Origin of the sequence: Mucilaginibacter sp. (assembly GCF_039925265.1) — a bacterium.
Taxonomy (GTDB): Bacteria; Bacteroidota; Bacteroidia; order Sphingobacteriales; family Sphingobacteriaceae; genus Mucilaginibacter.
In genome coordinates this window covers 93,970-111,370 of the sequence record NZ_JBDSZG010000024.1, presented here as the reverse complement: position 1 = coordinate 111,370, position 17,401 = coordinate 93,970, and the positions used below count along the sequence as shown (strand labels likewise).

The 17,401-nt window shown below is 42.7% G+C and carries 9 protein-coding genes; 5 read left to right on the top strand and 4 right to left on the bottom strand.

The annotated features are described in order from the left end of the window. Positions 1 to 222: 222 nt before the first annotated feature. Together ABIX36_RS11920 and ABIX36_RS11915 are read left to right on the top strand one after the other, a co-directional pair. Positions 223 to 1,737 carry an ATP-binding protein gene (locus tag ABIX36_RS11920; protein ID WP_348082388.1) on the top strand — a complete coding sequence of 505 codons (1,515 nt, stop codon included), beginning with the start codon at positions 223 to 225 and terminating at the stop codon, positions 1,735 to 1,737. A 595-nt stretch (positions 1,738 to 2,332) separates the two neighbouring features. Beyond that, positions 2,333 to 3,949, top strand: coding sequence for a two-component regulator propeller domain-containing protein (locus ABIX36_RS11915; protein WP_348082387.1), 1,617 nt, complete (start codon positions 2,333 to 2,335; stop codon positions 3,947 to 3,949). A gap of 151 nt (positions 3,950 to 4,100) precedes the next feature. Here ABIX36_RS11915 and ABIX36_RS11910 read toward each other — a convergent pair whose 3' ends face one another. From ABIX36_RS11910 to ABIX36_RS11895, 4 genes are all read right to left on the bottom strand, one after another. Continuing rightward, complete coding sequence (locus ABIX36_RS11910; protein ID WP_348082389.1) at positions 4,101 to 4,811, bottom strand: cellulase family glycosylhydrolase; 711 nt, start codon at positions 4,809 to 4,811, stop codon at positions 4,101 to 4,103. A 148-nt stretch (positions 4,812 to 4,959) separates the two neighbouring features. Continuing rightward, positions 4,960 to 9,180 carry a two-component regulator propeller domain-containing protein gene (locus ABIX36_RS11905; protein ID WP_348082386.1) on the bottom strand — a complete coding sequence of 1,407 codons (4,221 nt, stop codon included), beginning with the start codon at positions 9,178 to 9,180 and terminating at the stop codon, positions 4,960 to 4,962. Between the two features lie 1,126 nt (positions 9,181 to 10,306). Then, positions 10,307 to 11,128, bottom strand: coding sequence for an alpha/beta hydrolase (locus ABIX36_RS11900; RefSeq protein WP_348082385.1), 822 nt, complete (start codon positions 11,126 to 11,128; stop codon positions 10,307 to 10,309). 314 nt (positions 11,129 to 11,442) lie between these two features. Beyond that, positions 11,443 to 12,969 (bottom strand): glycoside hydrolase family 28 protein, encoded by a 1,527-nt coding sequence (locus ABIX36_RS11895; RefSeq protein WP_348082384.1) that lies wholly within the window; start codon positions 12,967 to 12,969, stop codon positions 11,443 to 11,445. Positions 12,970 to 13,189: 220 nt separating this feature from the next. On the opposite strand from ABIX36_RS11895, the gene ABIX36_RS11890 reads away from it, so the two are divergent. From ABIX36_RS11890 to ABIX36_RS11880, 3 genes are read left to right on the top strand one after another with little or no spacing between them, the layout of a single operon-like run. Continuing rightward, positions 13,190 to 14,701, top strand: a complete 1,512-nt coding sequence (locus ABIX36_RS11890; protein ID WP_348082383.1) for an ankyrin repeat domain-containing protein — start codon at positions 13,190 to 13,192, stop codon at positions 14,699 to 14,701. A gap of 4 nt (positions 14,702 to 14,705) precedes the next feature. After that, positions 14,706 to 15,191: a DUF2271 domain-containing protein gene (locus ABIX36_RS11885; RefSeq protein ID WP_348082382.1), complete on the top strand. Its 486-nt coding sequence runs from the start codon at positions 14,706 to 14,708 to the stop codon at positions 15,189 to 15,191. A 12-nt stretch (positions 15,192 to 15,203) separates the two neighbouring features. Then, complete coding sequence (locus ABIX36_RS11880) at positions 15,204 to 17,399, top strand: PepSY domain-containing protein (RefSeq protein WP_348082381.1); 2,196 nt, start codon at positions 15,204 to 15,206, stop codon at positions 17,397 to 17,399. Positions 17,400 to 17,401: the final 2 nt, after the last annotated feature.

Here is a 17,401-nt window from a genome sequence, read left to right as displayed (position 1 = left end):
GCCCGAGCGAAGCTGCTCCAGGGCTTTCTTTTTCATTTGCTCGTACTCGAGCGACTCTTCTTGTTTCATCTTAAACTATGTTAAAGGTAATTAATTACACTTTGACACAGTTTATTTTACACCCTCGATGCAGATGCAGATCTGCTTTGCCGTGAGCTGAAGAGGTCGGGTATAAATTTCACTTCAAAAGTTGTTCAAAACCGTACCGATTATGAGCGGGCGTTGGAAAGCTTTCTTCCAGACATTATCCTTTCAGACTATTCTCTCCCATCATTTGATGCTGTCACCGCTTTTAAAATCAAACAAAGCCGTTACCCATTGCTTCCATTTATCATTGTTTCCGGTATTATCGGGGAGGAAAATGCGGTTGGCCTTATCAATAGCGGAGTAACAGACTATGCCTCTAAAAATAACCTATTTACGCTGCCTGCAAAAATACAGCGGGCACTAAAAGATACAGAAATCAGGCTTGAAAAAATACTTTCCGACGAAAAGTTACAAATTCAGGCGATTGATTTAGTGCGTGCTAACCGTGAACTCCACTTTCAAAATAAAGAGAAGGAGAAAAGTGCACAGAAATTACGCAGATCAAATGAATTGCTTATTGAAGAGAAAGAAAAAGTTAGATCGATCAACGAGGAGTTGAGCCAATTGAACCTGGAACTGGAAGACCGGGTGGCCTCCCGCGCAAAAGCATTGGCAGAAAGTGAAAATCGTTTTCGCAATATGATGGAAACTATCCCGCAGATCGCGTGGACGAACACGATCAGCGGCAAAGTTGATTTCTACAATCGGCGGTGGTATGACTACACAGGACTGGACTTCGAACAAAGCGGGTCGAACGGCTTTATTGAAGTAATCCACCCCGATGACCTTGCAGAGGGTTTAAATCAGTTTGGCATGCTATATAAAGGTCTCGAAGGCGGTGAATTCCAAATCCGGGGTAAGCGTGCTGATAGTGCTTACAGGTGGCATCTGATCCGTTTAATGCCGATAAAAAGTCCGAATGGTGAACTCCTGCAATGGGTCGGTACCGCTACTGATATCCATGAATTACGCTTATTGCAGCAACAGAAAGACGATTTTATAAATATTGCCAGTCACGAACTGAAAACACCCATTACCAGTCTTAGGGCTTCCCTGCAATTGTTAGACAGGATGAAAAATAGTCCCTCACCTGTCATGTTTCCTAAGCTGATCACGCAGGCTAATAAAAGTTTGGATAAGGTATATATCCTTATTGACGATTTGTTAAATACAAGCAAAGCAGACGAGGGTCAGCTGCAAATTAACCATCAAAAGTATAATCTGTTAACTGCCATAAGCGAATGTTGTGAGAATGTGCTTAAAGAAAGCGATTTTACCTATCAGATTGAAGGTGATGCCGCCCTGGAGGTTTATGCAGATTTTTCCCGCATTGAGCAAGTTGTTACAAATTTTGTCACTAATGCTATGAAATATGCTCCTGATTCTAAAGAAATTAGGGTTCGGGTTGAAAGTTTTCCCGGCATGGTAAAGGTTTCAGTTATTGATAAGGGTGTTGGTATTCCGGCAAAAAATTTACCTTCTCTATTTGACCGTTATTATAGAGTAGATCACAGTGGGGATACCTATACGGGCTTGGGGCTTGGGCTTTATATTTGTTCTGAAATTATCAAAAAACATAACGGGACGATTGGAGTAGACAGCGAAATAGGGATAGGCAGTACATTTTGGTTCACATTGCCGATTTCATAATATTCCACTAGGATATACTTCTTTCTAAAATACCATGTTAATTAATAGCAATTTTATCAATAATATTTTTAGCGTCTACAATCGCTTGTATATCATCACGAAAGTTCGAACTATTGCCGCTTCCTTCTACTTAAGGAAACACCATATCAGTGGTGTTTCCTTTTTTTATGCCATTAAAATTCTGGGGCTCAAAATATTATCATTCGGCCTTATCGTGTTCGACAATTACTATTAATTTCCTATACTATTCTTTAAAAGGGTCTAAAAATAGGCCTCACCTATCTAACAAGCTTGATTTTAATGAGTTCGACAAACTCGTTAGGGTCACGGGAAGTATTTGCTAAGTCTTTTGCTTGTAATTCTTTGCTATCAGATAAAAAAACAAGATAATATTAGCATCGGCATCATTCACTTCGATGCCGTTTTTGGCCAAAGTTGAAATTGCAGTCTCCGGGAGAGGAGGTTTAGGCTATCACGCATAATGTCAAGATTTATTTACAAAGTTTACATTTTTATTTACAATTCAGATTCCTCAGGCTGAAAAATATCAAAGTAGATTCGCTGAATCAATTCTAATAGGATCAATAAATAAATTATGAAACACATACACGTTTATGCCTTGTTTTTAACGTCTGTTTTTCTCACTTCCTGTGGACAAAACCAAACAGGCCTACCAAAAGACAATATCAAGTCCGAAATCAAAGACATAGGGCCTAACATAATGGTTCGTAATATAAAAAAAGGCAGAAATGGCACCATTTTGATTGCTGGCCCGAACAACTCATCATTTGGTGATGTTTTTCGATACGATGGAAAATCTTTTACTAATCTTACAGGTAAAATAGGTTCGCACCGATTCTGGGATGTCCTGGAAGATCGACGAGGAAATATTTGGTTCACTTCTACTGATTCAGGCGTTTATTATTACAACGGGAAATCCATTCAACATTTCACTACCACGGAGGGACTTGCCAATAATCGGGTTATGTCTGTTTATGAAGATAAAGCCGGCATTATTTGGTTCGGCACTGGAGGTGGAGTAAGTCGTTACGATGGGAAATCTTTTCGAAATTTAAAAAATCCGAACCCCTCGCGTGTTTATAAAGGAGGAAATTGGAATAATGATATTACTACAATCATTGAAGATAAAACCGGGAAATTATGGGTTGGCACAAGGGGCGATGCTTTCGTTTATGACGGAAAAACATTTACCCCGTTAATCCATAAGGGCAAAACTTTTACAAACGTTTGGGGTATAATGGAAGATAGAAAAGGCAATATTTGGCTTGGTGACGTGACCAATGGCCTTTGGCGCTATGACGGCAGTACCTTTGCTAAGGTATCGGACAGAGGTGCCTATGCTATAATCGAAGATAAAAAAGGAAACATCTGGACTACCGGTCCGGTAAATTCTGCTCATGTGGCGGTTTGGGCGCTTTCCCGTTATGATGCAAAGTCCTTGTATAGTAATAAGCCCACTGTAACCGAAATTATGTCAGGAGATGCTTTTTTTGGGCTTTTGGAAGCTAACGATGGAAGTATTTGGTTTGGATCTGCGACCGGAATGTATCGTTATGATGGAAAGACCATCACGGACTTTTATCGTAAAGAGGGTCAGAAAAAATATATCATAGATACGAAGCAAAGCGCTGTAATATGGAAAGGTTCTATGCTACTTGGTGCATGGGAAGGTCCTGTGTTACTTAGTGATGGTTCGAGTACAGGGGACGTCGATATATTAAAAGGAGAATTGTTGATCGACAACCGTCATCTGGTGGGCGGCGCAGTTGAAGTCGACATGAATACAATTGAACAAAAATTTGATCATCAACGTTCACACAATAAATTACCTGGATTTTTTGATATCAAAAAATTCCCTGTTTCTACATTTGCAATTACAAAGGTTGAAATAAAGAATGATGGAAAAGTTACAGGGAACGGGAACATGACCATTGAAGCTATCACAAATATAAAAGTTACAGGGAACCTGACCATTGAAGGGATCACGAAGGTAGTTACTTTTCCAGCCGAAATGCTTTTTAGGGACGGAATGGACGGAACTGTCGTGGTGAACGGCGCGCTGATCATTGATCGAACAGATTGGGGCATCCATTATAGATCAGAAAAACGCTTTGATAAGTCTGGTGATCTCACTATTTCGGACGACGTTAAACTCTTTATGAAAATCGTAGCAAAAAAATATAGCAGATAAATTTTCAATATTGGCAGCTTGTTACATTCAAGCGAATAAACAGTCGAGCTATTCAGATACTGCCGGCATCAGGAAAAGTTGTTTTATTCCATTAAACCGGCAGTACTGTATTTCAATAGCTCTACGTAATTTGCAGATCGGCCTTCCGTTTTTAATTAGCACCGGCCTTGATGGCAACAATAGTACGTTGATCTTTTACAGTGTAAATTTTCCTATCCAAAGCACCGCCTGTATCCCAGTAAAACGGCAGCATCCCGTTAGCTTTAGCCTGTTTTGTAATATATGTTAACCAATAGTCTACGGCATCGTTGTGGGTTGCAAGGTCCAACGGCACATGTGCGCTGTTGTTACGCCTGTAGGCGCCATACTCGCCCAACAGAACGGGAATACCTTTGTCTACAAATTTGGCCTTCATTTTGGCGAAGGTGGCGTTTACCGCATCTTCTTCTCCCCAGGTGGCATTACGGTCGGGTTCAATAGTCGAATGATGCCCTGCACCCCAGTAGTAAAACATTTTGCCCCAGGTGGCATCCTCTTCTAACGCGCAGAATTGAAATGGCGAATAGTAATGCACCTCAACCATCATCCGAGACGCCACTTTGTCTGAGGGAAGAGTAGTCATCAGATCATTAGTTTTGTCAACATCAGTTGACGGGCCCTGAACCACTAACACCCGGTAACTGTTGCGGCCGCCGGTTGATCTAACTGCATTTACAAAAGTTTGATGATAGGAGCCAAGTATGGCCATCTGTGCAGCATTGTCAACTGGAGGCTCGTTGGCACTGGCAAACATCAGATGTTCATCAAAATCGCGCATGGTTGTGGCTATTTGTTCCCAAAACGCTTTTTGCTTCGCATTAATTGAATCCTGCTACATAAACAACTTAAAATAAGAAGATTACACAAATAGGAAGAATTTATTTACCCGTTTCGGAGGGTATTTAGTCTGGTTGATTTCAATAAGGTTATAAAATTGGGCTACACAAAATGTTAACGGCGCCCCTTAGGTACTAATTCCGTAAGGATTTGTCTTTGCGGTTTGCATTAACATATTCAGAAGGAAGCATACCATATTCGTCCTTAAACATTTTGGTAAAGTAATTAGGGGTGTTAAAACCAACCTCATAAGAAACCTGGCTGATGCTCATCTGGCTATTTTCGAGTAACTGGGCGGCTTTTTTTAACCTAATGAATCTTATAAATTCTACAGGTGCTTTACCCGTTAGCATTAAAACTTTTTTATAAAGCGACACACGGCTCATATTCATTTGTTCGCTCAACTCCTTTACAGACAGGTTGTAGTTGGTGATGTTTTGCTCTATATAGCTGACCGCATTTCTCAAAAGAACTTCATCATTTGACTGCATCGGTATATCTTCCAATTGTACAGTCATTTGCTTTTTATAAGTACGTTTAAACGTTTCCTGTAATAGTAGCAGGTTTTTAATTTTTGAAAGCAAAACCTCGAAGTTAAAAGGCTTGGTCATATAATCATTGGCACCTGTTTCCAGCCCTTTCAACTGTTCCTCTTCGCCGGTTATTGCGGTTAGTAAGATGACGGGGATATGCGCGGTGCGTTTATCAGCTTTTATCTTTTTGCAAAGTTCAATGCCGTTCATTTCGGGCATACTTATGTCAGTAACCATAATATCAGGGTGTTGCGACAAAGCTTTTTGCCAACCTTCTTTCCCATTCGAGGCTTCTACAATAAAGAATATTTCCTTCAAGTTGTCCTTCAAATAAAAGCGGAAATCCTCATTATCCTCTACCAATAACACCGTTGGCTTTTTATCAGTTAAATGATGCCTCGGTACAATATTGGTGTCTATGATTGATGATGTACTTATTTCGTTATCGCTTTCTGTATCAACAAAATTTAAAGACGCCATTGAATCATTTAATTGCAACGGTAAGTGTATGGTAAAACAACTGCCATGGTTAAGCTCACTCTCCACCGTAATTTCACCTTTATGCATTTTAACAAACTCCCGTGTAATGGCCAGGCCAATTCCACTGCCCTGGTTAAGTAATGAACCCGGAACATCGTGCTGAAAAAAACGTTCGAATACCTTATCCAGTTTATCGGCAGGGATACCAATACCAGTATCAATAACTTTAATTTCAAGAACTTGGCTTGCATCATCAAATTTTTCCTCGTCTAAATTCAGCAAAACACTTACATGCCCCCCTCCCGGGGTAAATTTAAAAGCATTTGAAAGCAGGTTGAATAGTATCCTTTCGATCTTATCATGATCAAAGTGTGTTATCATGCTTTCGGTATCTGTATCAAAAGCAAACCCAATACCTTTTTCTTCAGCTATATCGGTAAAAGAGAATGAGATCTCCGAAACAAACTTAATGATATCACCACTTTTGGCATGCAGCTTCAATTCCTGTACCTCCATTTTCCTGAAATCGAGCAACTGATTTACCATATTCAACAATCGTCCTGCGTTTTTCCTTACCATACTTAATTGCTGCGTCTGGTCAGCATCTTTTGTACAATTCAGCATTTTATCTACAGGTGCCATAATGAGGGATAACGGTGTTCTGAACTCGTGGCTTACGTTCGTAAAGAATTTAATCTTCATCTGATCAAGTTCCTGCATACGCCTCACCTCCTGCCGCTCCTGTTCAATTAGGAGGTTTGCTTCCTGCTTCTCCTTTTCAATTAGTAATTTTGCTTCTTGTTTCTCTTTTTCAGCAATGAATTGTGTTCTGATTTTTTTTATTCCCCTTCGGCGGATTAACAACAAAATGGTAACAAACGATACCGAATAGATAATGTAGGCTAAGGTTGATTTGTAAAAAGGCGGAAGTATTTTAATTTTTAAAAAAATATGATCCGGATCCCTGGCATTCTCTGCGTTGGAGGCCCGTACCTTAAACACATAATCGCCCTCATCCAGGTTAGTATATCCGGCTTTACGCGTTTTGTTGTCAGCATTTACCCAGCCTTTATCAAACCCTTCCAGCGTGTATTGGTATTTCACTTTGCCAGGGCTAAAAAAATCAAGTGCTGCAAATTGTATGGAGAAGACATTTTCGCTGTGATTAAGTATGATCTGACGGGTTACCGATATAGATTTTGAGAGCACTACATGCCCATCAACAGCTTCATTGGCCGAGATACTTTTGTTAAACAACTGAAAATCAGTAAAAATTAATTTGGGCCTGTTGTTAGTAGACTTTATGGTCGCCGGATCGAAAATATTGAAACCGTCACCGCCTCCAAATATCAATTCGCCGTTGCGGGTCTTTAGGCCCGAACTTGCGTTGAATTCCTGCCCCTGTAAGCCATCCGTTTCATGAAAGTTTTCAAAACGAAAGCTATTACCTTTATTTGCAGGCGTGAGCGTAACATGGCTTAAACCTTTTGAGGTACTTAGCCACATCCCTCCCTCGTTGTCGCCTTTCACATCTGATATTGAATTAGCAGGAAGTCCGTTTTTTTTTGCCAACGACCTGAAAGTGTTTGTTTTAGGATCCAGAATACTCATTCCGCCTTCTGTCGCGATCCAGATCAGACCACGGCTATTTTCGGTAATACTCTTAATATTGTTATTAACTAAACTATTTGGCTCGTTTTTATCTGAGGTGTAATGAATTACACGGTCGCCATTTTTTAATATGACATCCACCCCAAAATACCCCCCTATCCAGATATTGCCCAGCCTATCTTCAAAGATCGATGATATCATCAATGATCTTATATCTTTTTGCTTAAAGGGATGGTAAAATATATTTTTTGACCGATCGAAAATTTCAAGCCCTCCTGCAAACGTGCCTATCCATAACCGGTGCGAGGAGTCTTCCAGAATACTCCAGATCCTGTCATCAGCGACGCTGGTAGCTAATTTATCGTCATGCCTAAAATGCGTAAAGGTTTTACCGTCAAAACGATCCAGGCCACCAAAATAGGTGCCTATCCATAACTTTTGCTCATGATCTACACACAAGCTAACAATAATATCATTGCCCAGGCTGTTGGTGTTTTTCGAATCGTGTTTGTATTGGGTAAATTTACCCGTTTTGCGGTTAAAATAAATTAGTCCGCCTCCATTGGTGCCAATCCATAAATTCCCCAGCTTATCCTCGGCAAATCTGTTGATATCGTCAAAATTTAAACTGGTTGGATCAGATGCAAAATGCCGGTAGAGTGGGAACCTGATAATATTTTTATGATAGTAACTTATTCCCTTTTTAAAGGTGCCGGCCCATATAATACCCAAATTATCCTTATAGAGTATTGCTGAATTGTGCCTTAACGATTTAGCATCATCTTCACGGTTCAGTAAGTAAGTGATCTCAAATTTATTTTTATCCAGTATATTAATCCCCCCATTGTCAGTAGAGATCCATATCCGGCCATCGTCGGCCTCGATAATATTGGTAATGATATTTACCTTTAATTTTGCCCCTGCCGATTCCTTATCAATATGCATTAAGGCCCCTGTTGAATGCTTGTAATAAAATACCCCCAGATCGGCATACGGTTCGTAAAACCACAGATCGTTATCCCGATCGACCATTAAAGAGTAAAAATTGCTTTTATGATGAGTTGCCTTATTGAAAATGTCGGTACGGTAGATGATTTTATTATGTTTAACATCCATCATCTCCACAGTGGCATCACCATAAACAATCCAAAGATTGCCCTTGCTATCTGGTGTAACATCTGCAATGGCGCTTGAGTATAAAGAGCAAGCCGAAGTAACGTTATGATAATAGCGTTTTGTTTGCTTGGTTATGGTATTATATCGGTAAATACCAGAATCGGGATATAGAAACCAAAAATCCGACGCACCAGCTCGTACTATCTTAGCGATATTTGAGTAAACCGGGAGCTTCAAAGAGCGCGACAACGACGGCACATCGTAACTAAAACACTCTGTGTCAATATCGTAAATGCAATACCCACCGCTTGTAGAGATCCATAGTTTCCGATCAGGACCTTCAAAAATCTTATCGATAAAATCATCGCGAACAGAATTTTTGTTATCGCTATTATACTGAAATACTTTATTGGTATAACCATCAAATCTATTGAGGCCAGATGCAGTACCGAACCACATAAATCCTTCTGAATCTTTAAATATGCAATTAACCTGGTTGTGCGATAATCCGTCAGCTATATCCAGATGCGAGAAACGATATTGACTGCTTTGCCCAAAAGCATTGTTGCATGAGAAAAATACAACTATAATGAATATATAAAACTTTAGGCGCATGGGATATGATCGAAAAAATCAAAAACCAACCGGCTTCCGTTTAAGATGTGAGGATACTAAGTTACATAAATGTTACACAATACAAGTTTTAGATTGCGTGATTGGCACCCCTCATTTTTAAATCTGTCAATGGGGGATGATAAATTTACGCTTGTCAAAACGTACCCAATGGGTTTTATAATAAGCATGTTAAAAAATTCATGATGTAATTGCTGATGAGTATTCTCCATAAATTTTCTTTACTCCTTTTTAGAGTATAGGTGCCGAATCTATCAATATCCACATAGCATTAATCCCCAAGCAAATTATAATTGTAAATGCCGATCCGACCTCCACGACCCTGAAGGACTGAGATCTCTTGCGAAACTCCTAATTAAAATTGCGGACTTAAATCAAGACAGCCTAAAGAATCTTCCAATTGGAGCAAGAGAGCATATACATTTACGACCAGATTTGGACATAAGCAAAAGTTCGGTACAGGTAATTGTTGGTAGAATTGATGCAAAAGGGACAGGTGCTTTTTATAATAGATATTTACAAAAAACCCGGTGATAAATATTTTCTGCTGGAGTTACGTCACGTTAAAAATGATAAACCCCTCTGGTCGTCTAAGAAACAGTTCGAAATTTCCACACCCTAATAGCCAAGTAGCAGGTTTCATACCCCTTAAACAACGCCTCCTTTCCTGGTTTAAGTACTTTCGTATGCTGATTAGTTCAGAAAGAAATCCAGCAGGGCTTTTTGGACCGGGACGGTTTGTTTCTGCACCCCCAATGGCCCGAATACTTGATGATGGCTTCGCGTACATCCGTTGCTACGAGCTTTGAGTGTTCGGCCAAAAATGACCCGGGTTAACCAATTAACCACCTACCTGTTTACGGGTAATTGCTAAAGGGCGACTCGTCCTCAAAGGCTATGGCGAGAGTAAATTGATAAACGGTAGCGACGGCACCATAAAATGTACCGACCAGCAAAACGAAAAAACAGGAGGACAGAGTTCAGGATCATCTACTACATGAAATAACCGCACAACGTTTTCTTAAGCTGATCGCTTTAGAGTTAAATGGAAAGAGCCGCCACTATAAATAGCGACGGCTCTCTCCACTTAACAATACTCGGTTTCTATTTATGATTTAATAAAAGCCAAAAGGTCCTTATTAATAGTTGCAGCCTCCGTGGTAGGCATACCATGCGGGAAGCCCGGGTAAGAAATAAGTGTTCCGTTTTTCAAAAGCTTTACAGCCTTTACCGCCGTAAGCTCAAACGGAACAATCTGGTCATCCTCGCCATGCAGCACCAATACAGGTACGTCTACACTTTTAAGGTCTTCGGTAAAATCCGTTTCCGAAAATGCCTTAACACAGTCGTAATGCGCTTTTATGCCGCCCATCATACCCTGGCGCCACCAATTGTCTCTAACTCCCTGGGATATTTTAGCGTCCTCACGGTTATAACCGTAAAAAGGAATGGTAAAATCCTGGAAATATTGTGGCCGTTGTGTTGCTGTACCCTCGCGAATCCCGTCGAATACCGACAATGGAATTCCATCCGGGTTATCTTCCGTTTGTGCCATAAGCGGTGTAACGGCGCTGATGAGCACAGCTTTGGCTACCCGGCCTTTTCCGTATTTAGCTACATAGCGTATTACTTCGCCTCCACCTGTAGAGTGGCCAATATGCACTGCATCTTTTAAATCAAGCGCTTCGGCAAGTTCAGCTACATCAGCCGCGTAAGTATCCATTTCGTTCCCTGTGGCTGTTTGGCTCGATCTGCCGTGCCCGCGGCGGTCATGGGCTATAACCCTAAACCCTTGCTCAAGGAAAAACATCATTTGTGTGTCCCAGTCATCCCCAGACAATGGCCAGCCGTGATGAAAAAATAGCGGTTGCCCGGTTCCCCAGTCCTTGTAATAAATTTCGGTTCCGTCTTTTACTGTGATTTTACTCATTGCTTGTGATTTTGATTATAGTAATTAATAAATTAGGGGCAACGTTCTGTTTTGTACAGTTTAAACAGCAGATGTAATCTCTTTACTCCGCCAAAAATAATCTTGTAAACGATCTGCAGGTAGCGCAGAAACCGATGTTAGAACCGGGCCGTTTGAAAGACTAAAATAGCAAATAAAGTTGACCTCTAAATCCACCTAACCAAAAAATAGTCGAAATTTAATATTGACTAAACACACCGATCCGGAGAGATCCAGCCGAAAACCTTGATAGCCAGTTATTATTAGCGCAAATCAAATCCTGAAAAAAAATGGATTTATTTTTTAATATCTATCCAGGCAGCATTGCTAATGTCTGCGTTGCTTACATCTGTAAACCGGTATAATTCATTGCCGGCAACCTGTGGTACCTTAAACCTGTCTATCTCCAGGCCGTTAACATCGTTTACTATTAACGCCGGCCTATCGTCGCGGGTTTTGGTAGTGAAGGACAGATTGAAAAGGCGAAGCCCCTTTACGTGCCTGGCAAACAAACCGTAAGCCGGGTTTGGCCCTAACAGGAAGGGCTCGGGGTAGCCGCGTTCCAATTCGGGGAAGGGCTTTCCGCCTTGCTCCTTTGTGCCGCCACCTTTGTATTCAATCGAAATATTTTGCAGTGTGATATTCTCCAGCGGGTAACCGGGTGAACCGGTTATTTGAATCCCGCTCATGGCGTCGGCACCGGTTACCGAAATATTGCTGATCAGGATATTTTTGGCTACGCCCATTTTGGTTGTGGCCTTTGGCCCGCGGTTACGCCTGCCAAGTGTTACGTAGATTGGGTAATGCGAAATATCCATCATGGTGATGTTGGATACGATGATGTTATCCATAATACCGCCGTCAACCTCTTCCAGCGCGAGGCCGTTGCAGGCCCGAAAGGTGCAATTGGTTACCACGCAGTTGCGGAACCCACCGTTAGATTCGGTGCCAAACTTAATGCGCCCGTTAGACCAGCCCGCCTTTTGCGGGATCATGGTGCCATCAAGCAAGGTGCCTTCCCTAAAGCCCGATACCTGGCAATTAACAATAGTGAGGTTTTCAGTAATAAAAGGGCGGTTTAGGGCATAGGAACTTTTAGGGCAAATGGCATCGTCGTTTGGCGAATTTACGCGGCAGTTAGATACCATGGTATTGGTGCAGCAATCTATATCAATGCCATCGCGGTTAGTGTCGATAGTAAGGTTATCCAGCGTTACCATGTTACACCCCGTGAGTAAAATAGCAAAATGCCCGCCATGAAAAATGGTTACATCCCTGATGAGGATATTGCTCGATAACTTGATGGCGATGGCTTTATCGCCGGTACCTATGGCGCCACCTGTCGGGTTGCCCATGTGTTCATGATCTTTACTGGTGAGGCCGCCGCCATTGATCATTCCCCGCCCCGTGATAGAAACGTTGGTCAGATTCTCACCCCAAATTAAGCTGTTATGAAAATAAGTGTGCCCGCCATCCTGGTAAGCGGTATCGGTAAACGGTTCGGCGTCGTCATATGCTTTTAATTCGGGCGGGGCACCTAAAATGGTGGCACCAGCATCTATAAATAAATTAATGTTGCTTTTTAAATGGATGCTCCCGCTTAGATAAGTACCAGCCGGCAAATAAACCGTACCTCCGCCTGCTGCGGCACAAGCATTGATAGCCTTATCGATTGCTTTGTTATCTAATTGCTTGCCATCTCCTTTGGCACCATAGGTTCTTACATTGTAAAAAGTTTTGAATGATGCGGACGATTGTTGCGCATTCGCAATTCCGTTGAAACCGAACAGGCAACATAACAGGTATTTGAAAAATCTTTTCATGTTAATTATAGGTTGTGCCGGAGGCGTTTAAGACAAGGATATCTAAACACGATATTACTGCTTTTAAAGCGCTTTATCCTAATAGTTGTCCTGCAAAATCCACGCAAACGTTGCCTGTGACATCCAAAGCGTACCAGATACAAACAATTTTAAAAATCCTATCCTTATTTAGACTAATTCTTATTAGCTTTGCATTTCGCTTTACAAAGCTGCAAATTGTATGAAAAAACTACTTACGCTAATTTTTCTGTGCTTATTTATCATCTCTGCACAGGCCCAGCAAAACCGACTGTTAGAACAATCATTCTGGCAAACCGCGCCGGATGTAAACGCTGTAAAAGCGGAGATAGATAAAGGAAATAACCCTGCCCAGTTTAATGCCTCGAGTTTCGACCCAGTTGTATTGGCCATTAACGCCCAGGCACCTAACACGACTATTGAATTTTTGCTTACCCAACCCGGTAACGATATAACCAAATTAACACACGATGGCCGCACTTACTTACATTGGGCCGCGTTTCGCGGTAATGCTGAGATCACCGAACAGCTATTAAATAAAGGCGCGAAAATTAATTTGGAAGACAGCCACGGTTACACCCCGCTACTTTTTGCTGCCAACAGCGGCCAGCAGAATACAAAGATCTACGATCTGTTTATTGCCCGCGGTATCGACCTGAAAAAAGAACTGAGCGCAGAAGGTGCAAATGTTTTATTGCTGGCCATTGCCAATGATAAGGACCTCGCGCTGACCAAATATTTTGTGGCTAAAGGGCTGGACCTTAACAGCACCGATGCGGCAGGTAACAACGCATTCAGCTATGCGGCACGCGCTGGGAACATTGATGTATTGAAAACGCTTGTGGAGAAAGGTGTAAAACCGAACCCTAATGCCATATTAATGGCCGCGCAGGGTGGCGCAAGGCGTGGTGGTGGCCCTGGCATTGGCCTGCCTGTTTACCAGTACCTGGAAAGCGTTGGCTTAAAGGCAACGGTAACTGCCAAAACGGGGGAAAACGCTTTACACTATATTGTGCGGAAGCCTAACCAGGGCCCGATCATCGAATATTTTATTTCGAAAGGAGTTGATGTAAACCAAGCCGATGAAGAGGGCAATGATGTATTGATGAATGCAGCTGCCGGAAACCGCGATACTGCTGTACTTTTAACCCTTGTGCCAAAAACTAAGAACATTAACCAGGCAAATTTAAAAGGGGTAACTGCCCTTGCAATGGCCGTACGGGGCAACTCGCCCGATGTAGTGCGTTTGCTGATAGCCAAAGGAGCTGATTTAAATGCTGTAGACAAAGCAGGCAACAACCTGGCGTACTACGCAATTGAGTCTTACCGCCCCCAAACAGGGCCGGGCAGTAACGGGTCGAGGCCGGAAGACTTTGATACCAAGTTGCAAATTCTGAAAGCAAAAGGCTTGGATATTACCGCCGCGCAAAAGAATGGCAATACGCTTTACCACCTGGCGCTTGCTAAAAATGATATTTCGCTCCTAAAACGGATAGAGCCTTTGGGAATTGACGTGAACGCCAAAAACAAAGAAGGCATGACCGTATTACATAAAGCAGCTTTGGTAGCTAAAGATGATGCCATGCTGAAATACCTTTTATCGATAGGTGCCAAAAAAGAAGCGGTAACAAATTTTAAAGAAACCGCATTTGACCTGGCCACCGAAAACGAGTCTTTATCTAAAAACAAAGTATCTGTTAACTTCCTGAAATAAATTTATGTCTAAAATATCTTCAATAGTCCTTTTGGTACTGGCCTTTACTTTTGCCGGCGCATCCGCTTCATTCGCGCAAACCACCAAGTATAAATGTATGATCCAGATGACCAATTATATTGGCGAAGGCGCGTATATCTCCATTTCGCTGGTGGATAACAAGGGTGCTTACGAAAAAACGCTGTACGTGCTTGGTTCTGATAAAAAGTGGTACAAAACACTGAAAGAATGGAACAAGTTCCATTTAAAAAACACAGCGGCTGTTAGTGCCATTACCGGCGCTTCGGTAACAGGCGGCGACCGCAGCGTGAATGTTATTGAGATAGAAAATTCAAAAATAAACGCGGGGTATAAACTACGGTTCGAAAGCGCTGTGGAAGACAAAGCATATAACGTAAAGGACCTGGAGGTCCCGTTAACTACCGAAACGCTTTCGGCCAAAAGCGAGGGTACGGGGTATATCCGCTATGTAAGGTTCAGCGCTAATTAATATTTCTGCTTTATGACCATTTCGGTATGGAGATACAGCCATTTAGCCCTGGCTGTATCTTCCTTTCTTCTGCTCACGCTTGCATCCGTAACCGGTATTATCCTCGCCTTTCAACCGGTAGCCGAAAAAATAAAACCTTACCGTGCCGATAGCTTTAACGAAGTAACACTTGCCCAGGCGTTACCCATGCTGCGGCAAGCTTATCCGGATATTACCGAACTTTCTGTAGATGCAAACCATTTTGTGCAGGTTAAAGGCACCGACGCCGACGGAAAAAAGCTGCTGGTGTATATCGATCCAAACACCGGCAAGATCATCGGCACCCCGGGGAAGCAAAGCGAGTTCTTCCAATGGGTAACAGCATTACACCGTTCGCTATTTTTGCACGAGGCGGGGCGGTTCTTTATCGGGCTTACGGCATTTTTACTGATGCTCATCACCGTTTCGGGCACCATCCTCATCATACAGCGGCAACGCGGGCTTAAACGTTTTTTCACCAAAATAGCGCGGGATAACTTCGCACAATACTATCACGTAGTGTTGGGCCGGCTATCGCTGATACCGATATTCATTATCGCGCTTAGCGGCACTTATCTTTCCTTGGCCCGTTTCGGATTGATAGAGACGCCGAAGCAATCACCCAAGATTGACTTTGACGCCATCCAATCCAAACCTGAAAGAAAAGCGGCCGAGTTTGCCATTTTTAAGGAAACAAAGCTTTCTGATGTTGAGTCGATAGAATTCCCTTTCTCGGAGGATGTGGAAGATTACTATACTCTAAAGCTCAAAACCCGTGAGGTAGCGGTCAACCAGGTTACCGGCGAAATACTGGCGGAGGTAAAATACCCCATTTCGGTAATGCTCACTAATCTGAGCCTTGATCTGCATACCGGCCGGGCAAGCGGCATCTGGGCCATTGTGCTGGCTATTGCTTCCGTAAATATTCTTTTCTTTATCTATTCTGGCTTTGCCATTACCTGGAAACGCAGGGCAAACCGCACCAAAAACAAGTACAAAGCCAGCGAGAGCAATTTTATTATCCTGGTTGGCTCCGAGAACGGCAATACTTTTGGTTTTGCGCAGGCTATCCATAGGTCATTGCTCAAAGCCGGCGAAAGATCGCATGTAACGGAGTTGAATAATTACGCAGTTTTCCCGGAGGCTAAACACATTATTGTGTTAACTGCTACTTACGGGCTTGGCGATCCGCCCACCAATGCCACTAAATTTGCTGCTCTGGTTAAAAAGCACCCGCAGCAAAACCCGGTTCATTATTCGGTACTTGGCTTTGGCTCGCATGCCTACCCCGATTTTTGCAAATTCGCGTACGAGGTAAACAGCCTGCTCTCGCACCAGCAATGGGCCAGCCCGCTTACCGATATCCATACCGTTAACGACCGGTCTCCGCAGGAGTTTAGCTTATGGGCCGAAGCATGGTCGCAACAGGCAGGCATCCCGCTAAACGTATTGCCCCAATTGCAAAATACGCAACCTAAGGATCTGGATACCTTTACAGTTGCAGGCACCACATCTGCCACCCGCACCGATGGCACATTTACTATACAATTACAAGGGAAGCGCAGGCTGCGTGTAAATTCCGGCGATCTGCTGGCCATATACCCCGTGAACGATCATCGTGAGCGGCTTTATTCTATCGGCGTAATAGCGGGCCAGGTACATTTAAGCGTAAGACTGCAGCCAGATGGGCTGGGATCTGGCTTTTTACACCGTTTGCAACCGGGTGAAAAAGTACGTGCGCGCATCGTCGAAAATAAGCATTTCTACTTCCCGGATAGTGCTAAAGAAGTGATCCTGGTATCCAACGGAACGGGCATAGCGCCATTTTTAGGCATGATAAGCCAAAACACAACTAAAACACCTTGCCGGCTGTATTGCGGGTTCAGGCAACGCTCGTGTTTTGAGATGTACGAAAGTTTGCTGCTGGAAAACCACGCTTCCGGGCAATTATCAAACATCCATACCGCATTCTCGCGCGAGGGGGAAAAACAATACGTAAGCGATTTGATAGAACGGGACGCCGAACATATCTCCGGCGCGCTTGAAGCCGGCGGTGTACTGATGATCTGCGGATCGCTGGCGATGCAAAAAGATGTAATGGAATTGCTGGAGACTATCTGTAGCAGCAAAACCTGCAAAAGCATCAGCTATTACCAATCGCACAACCAGGTACTGTCCGATTGCTACTAAGC